Genomic DNA, 20,592 nt, shown 5'->3' with positions numbered 1-20,592 from the left:
TCATCAGTTCACACTGGCAATAAACACTGGCAATCGTTTATGTTGACAACAATTTACTCCTGGCTGCTGACAATGCCGACGGGCTGCCTTCGCCACTTGCGGTACAGCAGTCAGTGGCCGCATCAGCCATGGGGTTCATCACCCATAGAGTTCAAAGGCAACGGAACCGCCGTCCGTGACCATCTCCACTTGGCGGCGGGCCTGAACTTCCACGGAGTCGTCGCTTAGCGCGCGCAGGTACTCGCTGTGTTCGGCCAGCGAGGCCACGGCCTTCTCGATGCTCCCCGCACCGACGGCTTGTGCGTGTGTTGGCTGGGGGGAGCTCACGGCCACCCAGCGGACCTTGTGCCTGGGGAGTCCTTCCTCCAGCAGTTCGGGGAAGATCCAGTCGTTGTCGGCGTCGGAGACGGCATCCAGGACAGTGCGGCCCACGGCCCTGTGGTCGGCGCTGTTCCAGCGACCCGGGCCCCACTGGTCCCGGTGGTTGAGCGTCAGCACCAGATCCGGCTGCACGCGGCGAATGTGCCGGGCAAAGTCCAGCCGCAGGGCCGGCCCCTCCTGAATCCTGCCGTCGGGGTGGTGGAGCATGGTCAGCTCGGTGACTCCCACCCGTTCGCAGGCCCGGCGTTGTTCAGCGGCCCGCAGCGGCCCGGAAATCTCCGGCTTCATGCCGGCGATGCCCGCCTCGCCATGGGAGGCGAGCAGGTAATGGACTTCGCGCCCCTGCGCAATCCACTCGGCCACGGCGGCAGCCTGCCCATATTCGGGGTCGTCGGGGTGGGCCACGATCACCAGGGCCCGCTGCCAGTCCTGCGGAAATTTCTGAAGTTCACTCATTGTTTTTCTCCCACCATGAAAATGCGCCTAAACGGAAAAATGGTGCCATGCGGCCCCAACGGATATGCCTGCGCAGCAAGCGCCGCATATTCCTTCTCAAACTTTTCGCCCTCTGCGGGTCCCAGCGCTGCCAGCACGGGACGCAGGCCGGTGCCCCGCACCCAATCGAGCACGGGATCACTGCCCTGCAACAGGTGCAGGTACGTGGTTTCCCACACCTCCACCCGTGCACCTGCAGCCAGGAACAGTTCGTGATACTCAGCCGGCTCCCCCACCGCATCATCGTGGCGCAACACGCCGTCGAGCTGTTTGCACCACCGCGCGCCTGCGGCCAGTTCGCGCATGATCACGTGCGAAGGAGCCGTGAAGTTCCCGGGCACCTGCACGCCCAGCCAGGCGCCCGGGTGCAGGGCCGCCAACCAGCCCGTCATCAGGTCACGGTGCCCCGGCACCCATTGCAGCGCAGCATTGGACACGACGACGTCTGGGGCAGTTCGGTCCGGGGCAGTGCCGAACGGGTCCACGCCGGGGACCCAATCGGCAATGTCGGCCACACCGAAATGGAGCCCCGGGCCGCCGGGGCCGTGCGATCCGTGCGTTTCCCGGGCCGCTGCGATCATCTCCGTTGAACTGTCCAGCCCGACTAAGTGGGCGGCAGGCCAGCGCCGGGCCAAGGTGGCGGTGAGATTCCCGGGCCCGCATCCCAGATCCACCACGCGGGCGGGGGTCGCCGCCCCGATGCGGGCCGTCAGGTCAAAGAATGGACGCTCGCGAAAATCATTGAAGTGCAGGTATGTCCCCGGTTCCCAGGGAAAGGCTTGATCACCCATGCCGTTATCCTGCCACAGCCCTTTCCGCCTAAGCTGGGAAGACCATGAATCTTCTTGAACAGCTTTCCACCCTGAACCGCCAAACCTCCTCCGACGACGACGTGTTGGACGCGTTTCTGGAGTGGACCCTCGACCGGGGGCTGGAATTGTATCCTGCTCAGGAGGAAGCCGCGCTTGAGCTTGTCGGCGGGAACAATGTCATCCTGTCCACGCCCACCGGTTCGGGCAAGTCCCTGGTGGCCATCGCCGCACATTTCAACGCCATGGCCAGGGGCGCCGCAAGCTACTACACGGCTCCCATCAAGGCGCTGGTGTCGGAAAAGTTTTTTGCGCTGTGCGAGATCTTTGGGGCTGAAAACGTCGGCATGATCACCGGCGACTCCTCCGTGAACCAGGACGCGCCCATCATTTGCTGCACGGCCGAGATCCTTGCCAACATCGCCCTGCGAGAAGGCGAAGACGCTGATGTGGGCGTTGTCATCATGGATGAGTTCCACTACTACGCCGACCCGCAGCGCGGCTGGGCCTGGCAATTGCCGTTGCTGGAGCTGCCGCAGTCGCAGTTCCTGCTCATGAGCGCCACGCTGGGCGACGTCAGCCGTTTTGAACGCGAGCTGACGGAGCTGACAAACCGGGACACCACCACTGTTTCCTCCAGTGAGCGGCCCATCCCACTGCACTACTACTATGTGCAGACCGGGGTGCATGAGTCGCTTGAGGAGCTGCTCGCCACCAAGCAGGTCCCCGTCTATGTGGTCCACTTCAGCCAGGCCGAGGCCATCGACCGCGCCCAGACCCTCATGAGCATCAATGTGTGCACCCGCGAGGAGAAGGACAAGATTGGCGAACTCATTGCCGGTTTCCGTTTCTCCGCCGGTTTCGGCAAGACCCTGAACCGGCTGGTGCGCCACGGCATTGGCGTTCACCACGCCGGCATGCTGCCCAAGTACCGGCGCCTCGTGGAGCAGCTGGCCCAGGCCGGCCTGCTGAAGGTCATCTGCGGCACGGACACGCTCGGCGTGGGCATCAACGTGCCCATCCGCACCGTCCTCATGACGGCCCTGAGCAAGTACGACGGCGTCAAAACCCGCGTTTTGCAGGTGCGCGAGTTCCAACAGATTGCCGGCCGGGCCGGGCGGGCCGGCTATGACACGGCCGGCACGGTCATTGTGCAGGCCCCGGACCACGTCATAGAAAACACGAAGGCCATGGCGAAAGCCGTGGCAAAGTTCGGCGACGATGCGAAGAAGCTGCGCCAAGTGGTCAAGAAAAAGCCCATCAGCGGCTTTGTCAGCTGGGGCGAACCCACGTTCAAGCGCCTGACCGAATCCGTGCCCGAACCGCTGACGTCCAGCTTCACGGTCACCCACGCCATGCTGTTGAACCTGCTTGAGCGCCCCGGCGACCCGTTCCAGGCGGCGAAGACGCTGTTGACGGAAAACCACGAATCACCGTCGAAGCAGCGCATCCTCATGCGCAAGGCCCTGGGCATGTACCGCGAACTGCTCGGCGCCGGCGTGGTGGAGCGCATTCCCGAGGATGAGCTGGAGTCAGACGGCCGCACGGTGCGCCTGACGGTGCACCTACAGATGAACTTCGCGCTCAACCAGCCGCTTTCCCCCTTCGCGCTGGCCGCCCTTGACCTGTTGGATCCGGAGTCGCCCAGCTACGCCCTGGATGTCATCTCCGTCATTGAATCGACGTTGGAAAAGCCGCGCCAGATCCTGTCCGCCCAGCTCAAGCGTGAACGCACCGAGAAGGTGGCGGCCATGAAGAGCGAGGGCATCGAATACGACGAGCGCATGGCCATCCTCGACGAGGTGACCTACCCCATGCCGTTGGCGGACATGCTCTTTGAGGCGTTCGAGGTGTACCGCAGGGCCTCCCCGTGGATGGGCGACTTTGAGCTCAGCCCCAAGTCGATCATCCGCGACATGTATGAGCGCGCCATGAACTTTGGCGAGTACGTCCAGTACTACTCGCTGGCCCGCTCCGAGGGCATTGTGCTGCGCTACCTCACCGACGCCTACAAGGCGCTGCGCCAGACGGTGCCCCAGGACGCACTGCGCGAAGACCTGGAGGACCTCATCTCCTGGCTGGGCGAGCTGGTACGCCAAGTGGACTCCAGCCTGCTCGACGAGTGGGAAAAGATGACCTCCGGGGACACTGCCGATCTTGTGGAGGAGACGTCGCTCCCCCCGGCCCCGCCCAAGCTCACCGACAACTCCCGGGCGTTTCGGGTCATGGTCCGCAACGAGATGTTCCGTCGCGTGGAGTTGGCAGCCGACGACGACTACGCGGCACTGGGCGCGCTCGACGGCGACCACGGCTGGGATGCCGATCGCTGGGCCGACGCCTTGGACGACTATTGGGACGAGCACGAGTTCATCGAGTCCGGCCCTGCTGCCCGCGGACCGGCGCTGCTGCACATCACTCCCTCGGCCGAGGCGTGGACGGTGCGCCAGACCATCGCCGACCCGGCAGGCAACCACGACTGGTCCATGACGGCCACCGTGGATCTTGAGGCGTCGAACGAGGCGGGTGCCGCCGTCGTGCGCTTCGTGGACTTCAGCTGCATGTAACCGACTTCGGTGGCACAGCGGAGCGCGATAAACTCGGATCATGAGTTTGCTTCGCACCGCCGTGCCCACCGATGTCCCCGCCATTCTTGGCATGATCCACGACCTGGCTGTTTATGAAAAGGAGCCCGACGCCGTCAAGAATACGGTTGAGCTGCTGCACGCCAACCTTTTCGGCCCCAACCCGCAGATTTACGCCCACGTGATGGACTCCTCGGTTGATGGCGAGCCCATTGTGGGTTTCGCGCTGTGGTTCCTGAATTACTCCACGTGGGAGGGCACGCACGGGATCTACCTTGAGGACCTGTACGTGCGGCCCGAATCGCGCGGCGGCGGCCACGGCAAGGCGCTGCTGCGTGAACTGGCCCGTATCGCCGTGGAACGCGGCTATGCGCGGGTGGAGTGGAGCGTTCTTGACTGGAACGAGCCCTCCATCAACTTCTATGGTTCGCTCGGTGCCGGAGCCATGGACGGCTGGCACGTGTTCCGCCTGGACGGGGCGGAGCTGGGCGCCTTTGGCGCGCCGGCGGTCGTGGACGCGCACGCATGAGCGCGCCCGCTCCGCTGACCACAGCCGCGGACACCAGCGCGCCCTACACCGTCCGCGGGCTTCGGGTCCAGGACCACTACTTCCAGGCACCGCTGGACCATGCGAACCCAACGGGGAAGAGCATCACCTTGTTCGCCCGGGAACTCAGCGATGCCCTGCTTGAAGGCACCCAACTGCCTTGGCTGCTGTTCCTGCAGGGAGGACCCGGCGGCAAGGGCAACCGGCCCACTGGGTTGAACGGCTGGCTGGCCGAGGCCGCCAAACACTTCCGCATCCTGATGCTCGACCAGCGGGGAACCGGCCTTTCCACCCCGGCCAACCGGCAGACCCTGCCCCTGCACGGCGATGTAGCCGCCCAAGCCGAGTACCTCTCGCATTTTCGGGCGACAGACATTGTGGCCGACGCAGAACTCATCCGCGCCGAGCTGGGCTCGGGGCCGTGGAGCATTTTCGGCCAAAGCTACGGCGGTTTTTGTGCCCTGACATATCTGTCTTTCGCTCCTGAAGGGGTGCGGGAAGCACTCTTCACCGGTGGCCTGGGCCCCCTCTCCGGACCTGCCGACCAGGTGTACAACGCCACTTTCGTCCGGTTGCGCTCGCGCAACTCCGAGTACTTTTCCAAGTATCCGCAGGATCGGGCAATCCTTGCCCGCGTCCTGGCGCACGTGGCCGACGTGCCCGAGCTGCTGCCCACGGGCGAACGGCTGAGCCCCGAACGGGTGCAAATGCTGGGCAACTTCCTCGGCGGAAACACCCGCTTTGACGCCCTGCACTATGTTCTTGAGGACGCGTTTATTGACACGCCCGACGGCGTACGACTCGCGGATTCCTTCCTGGCTGCCGTTGCGGCGCAGGTCAGCCGGGCTGCCAACCCGCTCTACGCGCTCATGCACGAGTCAATCTATGTTCAGGGAACGGCCAGCAATTGGGCAGCCGAACGGGTCCTGGCCGGGCTTCCCGACTTCCGCCCGGACGCCACCGAGCCGCTCCTCACCGGCGAGATGGTGTACCCGTGGTACTTCGAGCAGGACCCGGCGCTTGTGCCCTTGCGGGAGCTGGCCGATGTGCTGGCCGCGCGCACGGCGGGCTGGGGCGCGCTCTACGACGCGGGGCAGCTGGGCCGCAACCAGGTGCCGGCGGCTGCCGCCGTCTACACGAACGACATTTACGTGGACAGGGACATTTCGCTGGCCACGGCGGCCGCCGTCAATGGCCTTCAAGTATGGGAGACAGCCGGCTTCCACCACGACGGCATTGCCGACGACGGCGAAAGCATCTTTGCACGCCTGCTACAGATGGTGCGCAACCCCGGGCAAGAGGCGTAGCCGGGCCGCAGTCCTTGGCCGCAGCAGGCGTGCGCGGGGCCGGCGGTCCTCTCGCGGGCAGTAAGATTTCCTCGGTCGCTGGGCGACCTTGAAAATCCATCCCCGCTCCGAGAACCGCAGGCCCCTGCCCTCTCAGGCGCGGACCGGTGATCCCGTAGGCGGCGTCAGGGAGGCCGAGGCCGCCCGCGGCCGATCGGCCGGAAAGCCGCCGAGGGAATGCCGGCCCGCGCCAGCCCAGCACACCGGACGTGCGTCAGGCGTGGCCGGCTTCGCGCATTTGGCGCAGTTCCTTTTTCAGGTCCCCGACTTCATCGCGCAGCCGGGCTGCCAGTTCGAAGTGAAGGTCCGCGGCCGCACCATGCATTTGTGCCGTCAGTTCCTCGATGAGGGCCACCAGCTCCTTGGCCGGCCGCGATTCGACGCCGTTCTTGGCTCCCTTGCCCTTGCCCGGCTTGGTGTCGCGCCTTTGCCGGGCTTCCTCGAGCAGCGCGGCCGTGTCGGCGTCTTCACGAGCCAACTGGTCGGTGATGTCGGCAATGCGTTTGCGCAGCGGCTGCGGGTCGACGCCGTGCTCCAAGTTGTAGCTGACCTGGATTTCCCGGCGCCGGTTCGTCTCGTCAATGGCGAACTGCATGGACGCGGTGATCCTGTCGGCATACATGTGCACCTGGCCCGAGACGTTGCGGGCGGCGCGTCCGATGGTCTGGATCAGGGACGTTGAGGAGCGCAGAAAACCTTCCTTGTCGGCATCCAGGATGCTCACGAGCGAAACTTCCGGCAAGTCGAGGCCTTCGCGGAGCAGGTTGATACCGACCAGCACGTCGAAGACGCCCATGCGCAGTTCGCGTAGAAGTTCCACACGGCGCAGCGTGTCCACGTCGGAGTGCAGGTATTGGACCTTGATCCCGTGTCCCAGTAGATAGTCGGTCAGGTCCTCCGACATGCGCTTGGTCAAGGTGGTCACCAGGACACGTTCATTCTTTGCCGTGCGCAGGCGGATTTCACCCAGCAGGTCGTTGATCTGATCTTGCGAGGGCTTGACAATGATTTCCGGGTCGATGAGCCCCGTGGGCCGGATGATCTGTTGGACATACCCGTCGGAAACGCCCAGCTCGTACTTGCCCGGCGTGGCGGAGAGGTAGACGGTCTGGCCCACCCGCTCGAGGAACTCATCCCATTTCAGCGGCCGGTTGTCCATGGCCGAGGGCAGGCGGAAGCCGTGGTCCACGAGCGTGCGCTTGCGGGACATGTCGCCCTCGTACATGGCACCGATTTGCGGCACGGTTACGTGGGATTCGTCAATGACAAGCAGGAAGTCGTCGGGAAAGTAGTCAAGGAGGCAGTGCGGTGCACTTCCCTTGTCGCGGCCGTCAATGTGCCGCGAGTAGTTTTCAATGCCGTTGCAGAAACCCATCTGCTCCATCATTTCAAGGTCGTAGGTGGTGCGCATGCGCAACCGCTGGGCCTCCAAGAGCTTGTTTTGGCTTTCCAATTCCTTGGTGCGGGCAGCCAGTTCATCCTCGATCTGCTTCGTCGCACGGTTCATCCGGTCCGGTCCGGCCACGTAGTGCGAGGCAGGGAAGACGTACATCTCAGTTTCTTCCCTGATGATTTCCCCCGTCAGCGGATGCAAGGTGTAAATGCTCTCAACCTCGTCGCCAAAGAATTCAACCCGGATGGCTTGTTCCTCATACATCGGAATGATTTCCACCGTGTCGCCGCGCACGCGAAAGGTGCCCCGGTGGAAGTCAATGTCATTGCGGGCGTACTGCATGCTGACAAACTTGCGCAGCAGGTCGTCCCGGTTCATGGTGTCCCCCCGCTTGAGCGTGACCATCCCGGCCACATACTCCTCGGGCGTGCCCAAGCCGTAGATGCAGGAGACCGTGGCCACCACTATGACGTCGCGGCGGGTCAGCAGTGCGTTGGTGGCCGAGTGGCGCAGGCGCTCCACCTCTTCATTGACGGAGGAGTCCTTCTCAATGAAAGTGTCCGACTGCGGCACATACGCTTCAGGCTGGTAGTAGTCGTAGTAGGAAACGAAGTATTCCACCGCATTGTTGGGCAGCAGTTCCCTGAATTCATTGGCCAGCTGGGCCGCCAGGGTCTTGTTCTGCACAAGAACCAGCGTGGGACGCTGGACTTGTTCAATCAACCACGCCGTGGTGGCAGACTTTCCGGTTCCCGTGGCACCCAGCAGCACCACGTCCTTTTCCCCGTTGTTGATGCGTTCGGTCAATTCCTTGATGGCTGCCGGCTGGTCGCCGGCAGGCTGAAATTCACTGATGACTTCAAAGGGTGCCACTACACGATTGATCTCCTGCGCAAGACTCATGCGCTTAACGCTACCCCTGTTGTGCCCCGGCAGAACACCGGGTTCCCCCGAGCCCCCTCTCCACCGGACCCGAACGTGCCGCGGCCGGCGTCGCGATGGGCAGGACTCCCCATGCCACGTCCAGCGGATTTAGTCCATTGCATGTAAAAATTGAATCAGGACAGCGTCACCAACAACACGATCATCGTCCATATGAGAGGCAACAATGACACAGAACCCCGAAAATCCATACGAACAGCCCAAGCAGAACCCGGAGAACACCTACGGACAGCCCGCGCAGTACCAGGGCCAGCAGCCCCAGGGCTATGCGCAGCCCGGATACGGCATGCAGGCCGAGGACCCGGGCAAGACCTTGGGCATCATTGGCCTTGTGCTGTGCTTTGTCTTCTCCTTGGCCGGCCTCATTGTGTCGATCATTGCCAAGAAGAAGTCTGCGGCTGCAGGCTTCACCGACAACACCCCCGCCAACGTGGGCGTGATCCTGGGCTGGATCTTCACCATCCTCGGATTTCTTGCCTTTGTCTTCTACATCATTTTCATCATCGTCATCATCAACAGTGGCGAGATGACCAGCACGTACTAGGACACCGCACTGCGCCGATCCTCGCAGGACAACGCAGCACGAAGAGGCCCCTTCCCACCGTGGGAAGGGGCCTCTTCGTGTTTCCGCGCTACCGGCCTGTCCGCTCCACCCAGGCAGCGAGTTCCCGATTCGCCGCCGCAAACCACGGCTCCTTGGCTTCAGCGTAGGCGCGGCCGGACTCGTCTGCGGCGTGCTTGGCAGCCAGCTCCCACTTGAACACTTCATACCGACTCCGCGCAACAGGCTCCGCGCGCAGCCAATCCCGAAACGCCACGGAAAACAGGGCCCCCGGCGAGCCGTCGACCCGCACATGCAGGTTGACGCGGCGTCCGGGATCCGCCGACACATGGAACCGCTTTTCCCACTGCTCCCCCGCCCGGCCACCCGCAAAGTCGTGGCCAGTGTCCCACCACGGTCCATCCAGTGCCGGAAAGCCGACGTCGGCAAGCGAGCCGGCCAGCGCGTCTGCCGCCGCCAGGTCCTGCACACGAATTTGCAGGTCCAGGACATCCTTGGCCGCCAAACCCGGCACGGCTGTTGAGCCGATGTGGTCAATGCCGATGGCCTGATCCCCTGCCGCCGCGGCCAGCCGCGCCATGATCCGAGCAGCTTGGGCCGGCCAGCAGGGGTCCGCGTCCACCAGGGCGGCCGGGTGGTCGTGCCGGGCCGGGACGCCTGCGGCAAGGTTGGCGGCAAAGGGCAGCAGCCGCTCGTGCCACAACACATCGAGTCGGGCAAGAACCTCTGCCGGGTCGCCCGCATTGACAAGCACAATGTCGGCTGCCGCCTCCCGCTGTGTGTCGTTGGCCTGCGCCGCCATGCGGGCCAAGGCATCCTCGGTGCTCATGCCGCGCCGCTGCACCATCCGCTCAAGGCGCACCTCCGCGGGGGCGGACACCACAACCACCAAGTGGAAATTCGCGCTTTGGCCTGTCTCCACCAACAGGGGAATGTCCTGGACCACCACGGTGCCGGGGCCGGCGTCGTGCTTGAGCATTTCGGCGGCGGCCCGCACCAGCGGATGCACGATCCCGTTCAACACAGCAAGCTCGTCCGTGTCCGTGTCCGCGAACACGCGGGCACCCAGGGCCGGCCGGTTGAGGGAGCCGTCGGCAAGCAGCACTCCTGCGCCAAAATGATGCACGACGGCGGCCAGTCCGGCCGTCCCCGGGGCCACCGCCTCGCGGGCCAGCTGGTCTGCGTCGATGACCACGGCACCCAGCTGGCGGAAGCGGTGCGAAAGGAGCGATTTCCCGGCGGCAATGCCGCCGGAGAGTCCAAGTGAAAGCATCCACCCATCCTATCCAGCGCCTCCCGTCCGGCACTTCATGTCCGGAACCTCATTTCCAGGACCGGGGCCGGGCCCTGTGTCAGCTGGCCGGGGGAATGTTCTGGTTGATGTGGAACACGTTGAGCGGGTCGTACTGGGCCTTGATCTGCGCGAGCCGCCCGTAGTTGTCCCCGTAGGCGCCGCGCGCCCTGTCCCTGTCCTCCAAGCCGAGGAAGTTCACATAGACGCCGCCGGCCGAGGTGGGGTGCAACTCGTTCCAGTAGCTCCGGGCCCATTCGACAATGACCGGTGCGTTCACCGGGTCCGGGTCAACGCCGACGATGACGCCTGCCCATCCTCCCTCGCGGTGGGGGAACGCGGTGGCCCCGGCGTCGACACGGGCCGCGGCCCCGTCGATGGGGTACAGGTGCATTGCTGAGTGCCCCGTGGGCAGCCGGGCGGCGAATTTGGCATGAGTGTCGATGGCGGCGTCGCTGATTTCGGTGAACATGTCCGCCTTCCAGTACCACTGGAGGCCGGATGAGTAGAGCCCGTCGAATGCGGACTGCAACGCTGAGAACGGCATGGGCGCCAGGCCTATCACCAGAGGCGAGCCGAACTCGCGGATGGGCGCCGTCGCGGCGTCTGCGGCAGCGGCCGGACCTGTGTAGCACCAGACGATCGCGCAGGATTTGACGCCCCACAGTTCCTCCGGGAAGTGCGGGGACGGCGGGATCGTGATCACCCCGAGCCATCCGCTGAGTTCCTCGGGCAACGATGGCAACAGTTCCCGGTACCAGCGCATGACCTCCGGCGCGTCTTCCAGGGCGTAGAGGACCGGCCCGCCCACCACTGTCCCGTGCTCACCGACGTCGTGGCAGGCAAAGGTGAACGAGACGACCACGCCAAAGTTGCCACCACCACCGCGCAGCGCCCAGAAAAGGTCCGGATGCCGGTGCGCGTCCGCCGTGACGAGGCTCCCGTCGGCCAGCACCACATCGGCGCCGAGCAGGCTGTCCACTGTCAGTCCGTAGCGCCGTGAGAGGTATCCCACCCCACCGCCCAGTGCTAGCCCGCCAACACCTGTGGAGGCCAGAAAGCCCGACGGCGTCGCCATGCCGAAAGGGACGGTGGCAGCATCCACGTCCGCCCACGTGCACCCTCCGTCGACCCGGACCCGGTGGGCTGCAGGATCCACCGTGGTGCTGCGCATGGCGGAAAGGTCCACCACCAATGCACCGTCCCATACACCGAGCCCGCCCGCATTGTGCCCGCCGCCGCGGATGACCAGTTCGAGCCCGTTGTCCACGCCACAACGGACGCACGCCACGACGTCGGCCGTGTTGGCGCAGCGGGCGATCGCCAGGGGACGCTTGTCGATCATGGCGTTGTACACGGCCCGGGCGCCGTCGTATTCTTCGTCGGCCGCCGTGATGAGGTCCCCGCGCAGCGTCGCCGCCAAATCAGCCAACGCCCTGCCTGCCGTCAGTGTGTCCTGTTCCTGTAGCTCAGTCATGGTCTTGCTCCTTGCCAAGTGGCGGGCTGGGTGCCGCCGTCATGCCCCCATGCTAGGACGGCCCCGTTCGCCCGGCGTTCGCAGCCTGACGGGTTGCGCGAACGCTGTTGGAGAGCGTGGGGTTGTGCTGTTCGTCGGCCAGTTTCTCCGCCCGGCCCAAGAGGAGTTGTGCGGCGGCTGGTTCCGCCAAAAGCGCCCGTTGGCGCAAGACCTCGGGCAGCCACCACACATCGAAATTCTGGTGGGCAAACGACTCTGCCGCCGCCAGCACGGCCCCTGCCTCCCGGGTCTTCCCGCACTCCTGCTGGGTCTGGGCCAGCAAGCACTGCCAATAGGGCATCCTGGCAAGTGCCTGCGCGGCCCGCAGTTCCCTGATGGCCGTGCCGATGATCGCGCTGCCTTTTTCCGATCCCGTGAGCCACCCGCGCAGGATGGCGCCCCACTGGCCGTAGTAGGCAAATTTGTAGCGGGTGCACAGTGTTTCCAGCTCGGCGGCGACTGAGGCCAGTTCGTCCCGCCCGCCACCGTTTGCATCGCCGCCCAGGCGCCACTGGAGCAGGACTCCGCGATAGGCCAGCGCCACAGCCAGGCTGTACGGATGGCTGGCGAAGGTGGCCCGTTCGACGGCCTCGGCGGACAGGGCCAGTGCGCCGTCGTTGTCGCCCGAAAGCCAGTGGGCGTGCGACGACCAAGCCCGCGCGTGCACCCCGACGCGGGTACCCAGAATGTGGGAGTGGGTGGTGGAGGCCAGCACGCACGCCCTGTCGAAGTGGGCAATGGCCTCGGGGGAACGGCCCAAGCTGGTTTCAGCACCGCCCACGGCAAAGCTGGCCTGCCCCAGGAGCTCAGGCAGGTCGCGTGCCAAGTTCAGCGCCCGCGACGCGAGGGCGTGGGACTGCACGGTTTTACCCTGCACAAAAGTTGCCGCAAAGAGGCCTATCAGGGCCGAAGCCTGGGCCTGCGCACTGCCCAGATCCCCGGCCAGGGCGAGTATCCGCTCCAGGGTGGCTTGAAGCTGTGCCGAGGAGTAGCCGTGCAGCGCAGTCAACGACGGAGGCATCCGCAGCAGGATCGCCAGCTCGGACTTCTTCGTGTCGCCGCGTCCCGGGCAATCAGCCAGCAGGTCCAGGCCCTGCTGGTAGTCAGCCAGGGCTTGGGCACTGGCGAAGATGCGCGTCGCCGCGTCGCCGGCCTGCACAAAGTAGCCCATGGCCCGGCCCGGCTCCCCGGCCTGGCGGTATTGTTCGGCAAGGTCGGCGGCAACAATCCCGCCAACGCCGTGGTGTTCGGCTTCCATGGCTTGGGCAAGGCGCCTGTGAAGCAGCCATCGCTGCGGCGGGGTGGAAAGCTCGTAGGCGCATTGCCGGAGCAGGTCATGCGTAAAATCGTAGCCGCCCCTCTGTTCACGCAGAATACGACGGCGCCACAACTCATCCACCGCCTGGACGAGGGACGCCTCGTCTCCCGTCCAGGCCCGCGCCAGCAAACCCAGGCTGAACTCCCTCCCCACAGCAGCAGCCAGCGTGGCGACATCCCGCGCTTGCGACGAGCACTGTTCAAAACGGCGGCGTAGGACACCTCGGCCATCGCCGGAATCCCGCAGCACCTCCGTCAGCGCAAGCTGCCCGCCGGCGCAGCGCCGCATGGCGCGGGCAGCTTCCACAATGTGCAGGGGAAAGCCGCCGCTTGCCGCATGAAGCAACACTGCATCGTCATCGGAGAGCTCCTTCCCCAACTCCGCCGCGGCCAATGCTGCGCTACTGGCCGCGTCCAACGGTGCCAGGTCCAGCTCCTGGATCCATCGTCCCGTGCGCAGGGCCTGCAGGGCCTCGAGAATGTGGATGTTTGCGGCCAGTTCATTGGTACGGGCCGTGGCGGCAATCAGCAAGGGGCTCGACGGTGCCGTGGAAAGGAGCACAGCCAGGAATTCCAGGGTTTCGGCATCGCACCATTGCAAGTCGTCAAGAATCAGCAGAACGGGCCGGGCAGGTGCCAGCACCAAACCGGCCAGGCGTTCGTAATAGGCCCTCCGCTGCCAGGCATCCACCAAGGCGGCGCCGGGGCCATGCCAGGGTGCCAATGCCTCCGGCAGCAGGCGTGCGGCTTCATTGTTCGCCCGGTTGCCCCCTTCCCCGGCACCTGGCCTGTCCGTTTCCCGTTCACCGGCGTGAAAATCCTTGCTGGCCAGCCATTGCGCCACTGGCGCCAGTGCTGTCCGGCCACCTCCGGAGAAACAGCGGCCATAGGCGGTCAGTGCCCCTGTCTTGCTGATCCGGCCCAGCAGGGAGACCAGCAAGCGGGTCTTGCCGATTCCGGCGTCGCCCTTGAGCACGAGCAGCCCGGGGTTTCCCGCAATGGCCCTGTTCCAGCGCTCTTGCAGGAGTACTTCCTCCGGTTCCCTCCCCACGGGACGCCCGGCCGCGGGACCGGGGCCGAGCAGCATGACGGAGCGGCCTCCCGAGATGCGGAGCGAGGGTGTGGAGCCCAAGAGCTCGCTCGCCAATTCCCGGGTCCGCGGACCCGTCTCGAGACCGAGTTCGCTTTCCAGCACGGCAGCACACCGGTGGTAGCTGCGGACGGCGGCGGCAGTGTCGCCGGCCGCCACTTGAAGTTCCATCAGCCTCTGGTAGCCGGCCTCCTCCAACGGAGCCAGTTGAAGGCGTCGCTGCGCGGCGGCCATCGCCAGGTCGGGCTGGCCACTCGATGCTGATGCTGATGCTGCCACCTTGTCGCAGACTTCGATGCAGTGCCGGTGGAGAATTTCGCGTTCGGCCAGCACCCATTCGCCATACAGGCCGGGCAGGAGATCACCGGCATAGGCGTCGATCGCAGCCTGGCCAAACTGCACAAGTCCCGTCTCGTTTCCGGTATCCGACAACCGGAGCACTTCCCTGCAGTTTCGTTGGAAGGTGCCCACATCCGAGGCCGTGCCGGGTCCGTCCTGCCAAAGAAGTGCCGTTCCCGATGATTCGATGTGTCTGTACAAGTCCGGGAGTTGGCGCAGGCCGTGGAGTTCGCGGCGCAGGTTGGTGCGCGACTGTTGGCCGGTCGACTCCGGCCACAACAGTCCGGCCAGCCGCTCGCGTTCTTGCGGCACTCCTGCGTTGACCACCAAATATGCCAAAAGTTCCAAGGCGCGTCCCACCACCAGCGACTTTGATTCCGCCGCTCCGTGCTCAATGACACGCTGCTCCCCCAAAAAGCAGAGCCGCAACATGGTGACCGTCCTCACGACGGACGTTGATGATCCGTCAATTCCCCCATCATCCCACCAATGCCTGCCCCAAGGAATGAGACGCATCCGCTGTCTTCGATAGGCTTCAGAGATGACCTCTTCAAGTGCGACGCCAGGCCCCAACAGTTACACGACGCTGGCACCCGGAGCTGATTTTCGGCACGAGCTTGCCATCAAGCGGTCACGCTTCATCACTGTGCTGCGCCGCGTTGAGGACGAATCACAAGCCCGGGCGCTGGTGTCGGAGCTGCGCCGGGAATTCCATGACGCGCGGCACCACTGCTCGGCCTTTGTCATTGGCGCGGACCGTTCCCTGCAACGCTCCAACGACGACGGGGAACCATCGGGAACCGCAGGCATCCCCATGCTTGACGCCCTCGTGAAACGGGAGACCCGAGCTGCGTCGGCCACAGGTGGGAACAAGAGCGCAGTCGCCGACCTCAGTGACGTGTGCGCCGTCGTCGTCCGCTATTTTGGCGGGATTCTCCTGGGAGCCGGCGGACTGGTGCGCGCCTACTCCGAATCCGTCAGTGCTGCCCTGGAGCAGGCACCGCTGGTGCGGCGGGAGCGGCTGGGACTGTTTGAAGTCCAGGTGCCGCATGCCGAGGCAGGGAGGCTGGAAAACGAACTGCGCAGCGCCGGCTATGCCATGACGGGCAATGACTACGACGCCGTCAACACCCATGTGGGGATGGCCCTTGCCGATGATTCCTTGGTCATCGCAATGGCCAGGGAACGCCTGGCATCATTCACCTCGGGCCGGGGCGCCCTGAAAGCAGTGGGCACCGATTGGGTTGACCGTCCGCTGGGGCTTGCCCGCTAGCTAACTGCCGTGGTGGTTGCGATGTTGCTGCTGGAGTTCATGCTGGTGGAAGCCTTGCCGGTAAGTGGGACGCGCGAAGCCGGGCCTCCTGTCGAAGCGGGAGCCTTGCGTACTGCTTGGCAGCAGCAGCAAAATGAAGATGATGAGCCCGCCCACCGAGGGAATAAGCACCAGTGCAAGGAAGCCGGCGCTGAGATTGGCGTCGTGCAACCGGCGAACTGTCAAGGCCAAGCAAGGAATCAACACGCCCGCAAGGAAGAAGAAATAGCCCACGCCCACCAGCACACTCAAGGCGGAGACAGCACTTTGCGACGATGTGATCGCAACGAACGCAACCACAGCCACTGACACCAACAGCATGAACAGCTGCACCCACCAAAACTCGCTGCGGCTGGAGCGCCCGCTGAACGTGCCGTATTCGCTGAAGAAACGCCGTGTGGAAGCCACAAACCCCGCTGAATGGCGCAGCGGGGCCACCGGTCTCTGCCGGGGCAATCGCCCACTGTTCCCGGGAGAAACCGGAACTGGCCGGACGGGGACTGATGGTGCCTGGACTGGTGGTGCAGGGGCAGGCTGGGTGACCGGCCGGTACGGCTTTGGCACATCCGGCGAGGGCGGCGGGGACGGAGGGCTGAAGTAACCGGCGGGGACAAAGTCTTCCGACGGAGCGGTGTAGGGGGTGGGACCGTTTTCGGATCCGCCCGCTTTCTTGACTGACATCCAGTGATTCCCCCGTAAGTATCCGGTCCAGTACCTTGACTCCTGCTTCGAGCATAGCCACCCCGACTGACAAAGTCGCCATGCAACAGGTATCCAAACAACAGCTCGTTAAGCAAGTGCGGGCCCCTGCCATTGGCAGGGGCCCGCACTTGTTCAATGGTGCTGCATTTTCATGCACCTGCTTGAAAAGCCGAAATTAGTTTCCGGTCAGCTTTTCGCGCAGGGCAGCAAGTGCCTCGTCGGATGCCAGCGTGCCGGCACCCGTGTCGGTTGCCACAGGCTCGGAGGAGTAGCTGGCCCCTGCGGACTCGCCACCTTCACCGGCGCCAACGGCAGCTGCATCTTCTGCGGCGTGCTCGGCAACCTGCTTCTTGTGTGCTTCCCAGCGAGTCTGGGCGTCAGCGTACTGCTGCTCCCAAACGGCGCGCTGGGACTCGTAGCCTTCAAGCCACTCGTTGGACTCGGAATCGAAGCCCTCCGGGTACTTGTAGTTGCCTTCTTCGTCGTACTCGGCAACCATGCCGTAGAGGGCGGGATCGAACTCGGTGGAGTCCACGTCCACGCCTTCGTTGGCCTGCTTGAGGGACAGCGAGATGCGGCGGCGTTCCAGGTCGATGTCGATGACCTTGACGAACAGCTCGTCGCCCACGGAGACAACCTGCTCGGCCAGCTCAACGTGGCGCACTGCGAGCTCAGAGATGTGGACGAGGCCTTCGATGCCGTCTTCAACGCGAACGAACGCGCCGAACGGAACCAGCTTGGTGACCTTACCCGGTACAACCTGCCCGAGGGCGTGCGTGCGGGCGAAGGTCTGCCACGGGTCTTCCTGCGTAGCCTTGAGCGAGAGCGATACACGCTCGCGGTCCAGATCCACTTCCAGAACCTCGACGGTGACTTCCTGGCCAACTTCGACAACCTCGGACGGGTGGTCGATGTGCTTCCAGGACAGCTCGGAAACGTGGACGAGGCCGTCTACGCCGCCAAGGTCCACGAAGGCACCGAAGTTGACGATGGAGGAAACAACGCCGGGACGAACCTGGCCCTTTTCCAGCTTGTTGAGGAACGTGGAGCGAACCTCGGACTGGGTCTGCTCGAGCCAGGCACGGCGGGACAGCACAACGTTGTTGCGGTTCTTGTCCAGCTCGATGATTTTGGCTTCGATCTGCTGACCGATGTAGGGAGCCAGGTCGCGCACACGGCGCATCTCGACGAGCGATGCGGGCAGGAAGCCACGCAGGCCGATGTCGAGGATAAGACCACCCTTGACCACCTCGATGACGGTACCGGTAACGACGCCGTCTTCTTCCTTGACCTTCTCGATGTCGCCCCAGGCACGCTCGTACTGCGCGCGCTTCTTGGAGAGGATCAGGCGGCCTTCTTTGTCTTCCTTCGTGAGGACCAAGGCTTCGACCTGATCGCCAACGGCGACAACGTCACCGGGATCAACGTCGTGTTTGATGGACAGCTCGCGGGAGGGGATGACACCTTCGGTCTTGTAACCGATGTCGAGCAGAACTTCGTCGCGGTCAACCTTGACAACTACACCTTCGACGAGATCGCCGTCGTTGAAGTACTTGATGGTTGCGTCCACTGCGGCGAGGAATTCTTCAGCAGTACCAATGTCGTTGATTGCGACAACAGGGGTACTCGTCTTCTCGGGGGTCGTGATGGTCATGTAGTAGGGGCTCCGATGTGGATAGTTGGTTTCGCCAGACCCGGGCAAGGGACGCGAAAAGCCGCGTCTTAGCCGAAATCGGGTCCGGAATTATTAGGGTTGCAGGGGTTCCTGCGGGTCGTGCATGAATGTCCTGGGCAGCCAACGGCTGGAAGTACCAGTCGAAACGACCCATGACATGCCCATTTAGTCTAGTTGTTTGGTCCATGGAGCGCAAAACCGCCTTCGACGGCGATAATGGCGTTTGTGGACAATTCAACACTCTTGGTCTTGGGCCCGCCTGCTTGGGTGCTTTTGGCTGTCTTCTTGGTTTTGGCCGCCGTAATTTGGCGCATCGCCTTGGACCGTTCCACGTGGCAGATGCTGGTGGCGGGCCTGCGCGCTTTGGTCCAGCTCGCCGCCGTCGCGTTTGTCATTGCGCTGCTCTCAAATAGTGGAGTCTGGGCGTTTGCCTTCGTCGCGGTGATGTTCCTGGTCGCTGTGTGGACCTGCGGGCATCGCGTGGCCCCGCAGGGACGTTGGTGGGTGGCTGCCCTCCCACTGGCTGCCGGCGTCATTCCCCCTGCAGCGTTGTTGTTTGCCGTGGGTGTGCTGCCCTTCCAAGCGCTGGCCATCATCGCTATTTTGGGCCAGCAAATTGGCGGCGCCATGTCCACTGTGACGCTCAGTGGACGGCGCGTGCGCGACGAACTGGAATGGCGCAGGGGCGAAGTGGAGGCGGCCGTTGCGCTGGGTTTCGAATGGCCGGCGGCCCGCACGCTGGTGGGCCGTCCCGTGGCGGGCGAGGCCGTGCTCCCGTCCATCGACCAAACCCGGACGGCCGGGCTCGTCACACTGCCCGGCGCGTTTGTCGGCATGATTCTCGGCGGGGCTGCACCGCTGGATGCCGGGCTGATTCAGCTGCTGGTGCTCATTTCCCTCCTGCTGGTCAACTCCAGCACAGCGACCACCACACTGTGGCTGTGCTGCCGCGGGGCCTGGTCGCGCCCGGTATGACCGCACCCTTCCCGCATGAACGCACCTTGCCCGCTGTTCGGGGGGGCTCCGCACCGCTTTTATGCAGAGTAGGTGCGTTTATGCGCAAATCCGGGTTCTTGACACCGGCAGCACCGCTCCGGCCCGCACCAGTGCTGCCCGGATGCGCGACTCGAGCGTGACCGGGTCCTTGAAATCCGCCCAGCCGATGCGGATGAACTGCCACCCCAGCTCCATGAGGTCCTTTTCCCGCTGCCGCTCATTGGCCAGGACCTCTGGGGTTGGCCGGTAATTGAAGTATTTTCCCCAGCCGTCAAATTCGAGGATCAGCTTGTACTGTCGCCAGGCAAAGTCAACCCGATAGTCGCCGTGGCGGGTGGAAATCGTCACTTGCAGTTCCGCAAGGGGCAGGCCGGTGCCTGCCAAGAACACCCTGGTGCGCGACTCCCCTGCCGATTCGCTGTTCGGATCGAAGAAGTCGAGGGCCTTCCGGGCCCTTGCAGCGCCTCGTTTTATCGGGCTGCCGGCCAGTTGTCCCTTCAGTGCCTGCACGGACGCGCCGCTGCGGAGCCCGTGGTCGCCGATAATGACTGATTGCTCGAGGGTGAAATGGCGGGAACAATCCACAATGGTCCGTTCCAAGGAAGTGACGGGAACCCGCAGCGGGCCGATCCGCATCAACGCAACGTCTTCCGGGGCGAGAGATTGCCTGTGGGCAACGACGTTGGAACCCCGGCCGGAGCTGCCCGGGGAATAGTTGAAGCTCACATGCACTGCCGCCCCGCACCCCCACGTGCCCAACCCGTGGATCCTGGCGGCACTGGAGTGTGAATACACGCCTTGGCAGTGCGACGCCAGCACATGGGCGATCAGCATGAGGTAGTCCTTGTGCCAGGGCGCAGCGGCATTCCAGTCGGCAGCCCGGATGTAGGCACCGCGCTGCAGCCGCTGCACCAAGCCCTGGGCAGCGGCGGCGCCGACGCACCTCCCACCGAGCCCTCGCGCCGCCAGCATGGCACTTGTGGCGACGCCGCCCACGGATTCGGGGGGCCACTGGCTTGACACCATTGCCTGAAGTTTGCTCTTGTCCATGTCCCATGGTGGCCCCGAACAGCAGTGTGCGGGGCGCACACGTGGCAGCCTGTGGACACCACCGCGCCGAACCACAGCTGTGCAGGAACCACCGCCGTCGTGCTTCGGGACAAAACCCAGGCTCCACGGAGCACGAACGCACCTCTCCCGCTTATGCGGAGGTGACATCCACCCCATAAGCGGGAAAGCTGCGCATGTGCGGGGAACCCGCGTTTATGCGCGTGCCGGAGGGGAGACGTGCTGCCAA

15 protein-coding genes are annotated in these 20,592 nt (G+C 64.4%); 6 read left to right on the top strand and 9 right to left on the bottom strand.

The window, feature by feature from the left end:
* Positions 1–138: 138 nt before the first annotated feature.
* Positions 139–837: a PIG-L deacetylase family protein gene (locus QMG25_RS18020; RefSeq protein ID WP_283462445.1), complete on the bottom strand. Its 699-nt coding sequence runs from the start codon at positions 835–837 to the stop codon at positions 139–141.
* On the bottom strand, positions 834–1,667 hold the full coding sequence (locus QMG25_RS18015) for a trans-aconitate 2-methyltransferase (protein ID WP_283462444.1): 834 nt from the start codon (positions 1,665–1,667) through the stop codon (positions 834–836). The genes QMG25_RS18020 and QMG25_RS18015 overlap by 4 nt, the downstream gene beginning before the upstream one ends.
* A 44-nt stretch (positions 1,668–1,711) precedes the next feature.
* On the opposite strand from QMG25_RS18015, the gene QMG25_RS18010 reads away from it, so the two are divergent.
* Genes QMG25_RS18010 through QMG25_RS18000 form a run of 3 tightly spaced genes read left to right on the top strand, consistent with a single transcriptional unit; the run spans position 1,712 to position 6,121 of the window.
* A complete protein-coding gene (locus QMG25_RS18010) occupies positions 1,712–4,249 on the top strand; it encodes a DEAD/DEAH box helicase (RefSeq protein WP_283462443.1) in 2,538 nt (845 codons plus the stop codon).
* 40 nt (positions 4,250–4,289) lie between these two features.
* Positions 4,290–4,796: a GNAT family N-acetyltransferase gene (locus QMG25_RS18005; RefSeq protein WP_283462442.1), complete on the top strand. Its 507-nt coding sequence runs from the start codon at positions 4,290–4,292 to the stop codon at positions 4,794–4,796.
* Positions 4,793–6,121, top strand: coding sequence for an alpha/beta fold hydrolase (locus tag QMG25_RS18000; RefSeq protein ID WP_283462441.1), 1,329 nt, complete (start codon positions 4,793–4,795; stop codon positions 6,119–6,121). Before QMG25_RS18005 ends, QMG25_RS18000 begins: the two co-directional genes overlap by 4 nt.
* A 253-nt stretch (positions 6,122–6,374) precedes the next feature.
* On the opposite strand, the gene uvrB is transcribed toward QMG25_RS18000, so the two are convergent.
* The gene (uvrB, locus tag QMG25_RS17995) at positions 6,375–8,456 is read right to left on the bottom strand and encodes an excinuclease ABC subunit UvrB (protein ID WP_283462440.1); all 2,082 of its coding nucleotides are present in this window, start codon (positions 8,454–8,456) and stop codon (positions 6,375–6,377) included.
* A 205-nt stretch (positions 8,457–8,661) separates the two neighbouring features.
* Here uvrB and QMG25_RS17990 point away from each other — a divergent pair, with 205 nt between their 5' ends.
* Positions 8,662–9,039 (top strand): DUF4190 domain-containing protein, encoded by a 378-nt coding sequence (locus QMG25_RS17990; protein ID WP_283462439.1) that lies wholly within the window; start codon positions 8,662–8,664, stop codon positions 9,037–9,039.
* An 88-nt stretch (positions 9,040–9,127) separates the two neighbouring features.
* On the opposite strand, the gene coaE is transcribed toward QMG25_RS17990, so the two are convergent.
* From coaE to QMG25_RS17975, 3 genes are all read right to left on the bottom strand, one after another.
* Positions 9,128–10,330: a dephospho-CoA kinase gene (gene coaE, locus QMG25_RS17985; protein WP_283462438.1), complete on the bottom strand. Its 1,203-nt coding sequence runs from the start codon at positions 10,328–10,330 to the stop codon at positions 9,128–9,130.
* A 79-nt stretch (positions 10,331–10,409) separates the two neighbouring features.
* Positions 10,410–11,825 (bottom strand): FAD-binding oxidoreductase, encoded by a 1,416-nt coding sequence (locus QMG25_RS17980; RefSeq protein WP_283462437.1) that lies wholly within the window; start codon positions 11,823–11,825, stop codon positions 10,410–10,412.
* Between the two features lie 52 nt (positions 11,826–11,877).
* Entirely contained in the window at positions 11,878–15,042 is a 3,165-nt protein-coding gene (locus QMG25_RS17975) for an ATP-binding protein (protein ID WP_283462436.1), read from the bottom strand.
* A 109-nt stretch (positions 15,043–15,151) separates the two neighbouring features.
* On the opposite strand from QMG25_RS17975, the gene QMG25_RS17970 reads away from it, so the two are divergent.
* Complete coding sequence (locus QMG25_RS17970; protein WP_283462435.1) at positions 15,152–15,883, top strand: IMPACT family protein; 732 nt, start codon at positions 15,152–15,154, stop codon at positions 15,881–15,883.
* On the opposite strand, the gene QMG25_RS17965 is transcribed toward QMG25_RS17970, so the two are convergent.
* Together QMG25_RS17965 and rpsA are read right to left on the bottom strand one after the other, a co-directional pair.
* Positions 15,884–16,378: a DUF805 domain-containing protein gene (locus QMG25_RS17965; RefSeq protein ID WP_283462434.1), complete on the bottom strand. Its 495-nt coding sequence runs from the start codon at positions 16,376–16,378 to the stop codon at positions 15,884–15,886. It lies immediately after the preceding gene.
* A gap of 421 nt (positions 16,379–16,799) precedes the next feature.
* Positions 16,800–18,278 (bottom strand): 30S ribosomal protein S1, encoded by a 1,479-nt coding sequence (gene rpsA, locus QMG25_RS17960; RefSeq protein WP_283462433.1) that lies wholly within the window; start codon positions 18,276–18,278, stop codon positions 16,800–16,802.
* Between the two features lie 246 nt (positions 18,279–18,524).
* Between rpsA and QMG25_RS17955 the strand changes: the two genes are divergently transcribed.
* A complete protein-coding gene (locus QMG25_RS17955) occupies positions 18,525–19,274 on the top strand; it encodes an ABC transporter permease (RefSeq protein WP_283462432.1) in 750 nt (249 codons plus the stop codon).
* Positions 19,275–19,352: 78 nt separating this feature from the next.
* Here the strand turns inward: QMG25_RS17955 and QMG25_RS17950 are convergent, their stop codons facing one another.
* Entirely contained in the window at positions 19,353–20,345 is a 993-nt protein-coding gene (locus QMG25_RS17950) for a hypothetical protein (RefSeq protein WP_283462431.1), read from the bottom strand.
* Positions 20,346–20,592 lie beyond the last annotated feature (247 nt).

Origin of the sequence: Arthrobacter sp. H35-D1, assembly GCF_030063185.1 — a bacterium.
Taxonomy (GTDB): domain Bacteria; phylum Actinomycetota; class Actinomycetes; order Actinomycetales; family Micrococcaceae; genus Specibacter.
The sequence above is the reverse complement of the archived record's forward strand: the minus strand, read 5'-3'. Positions and strand labels throughout refer to the sequence as shown.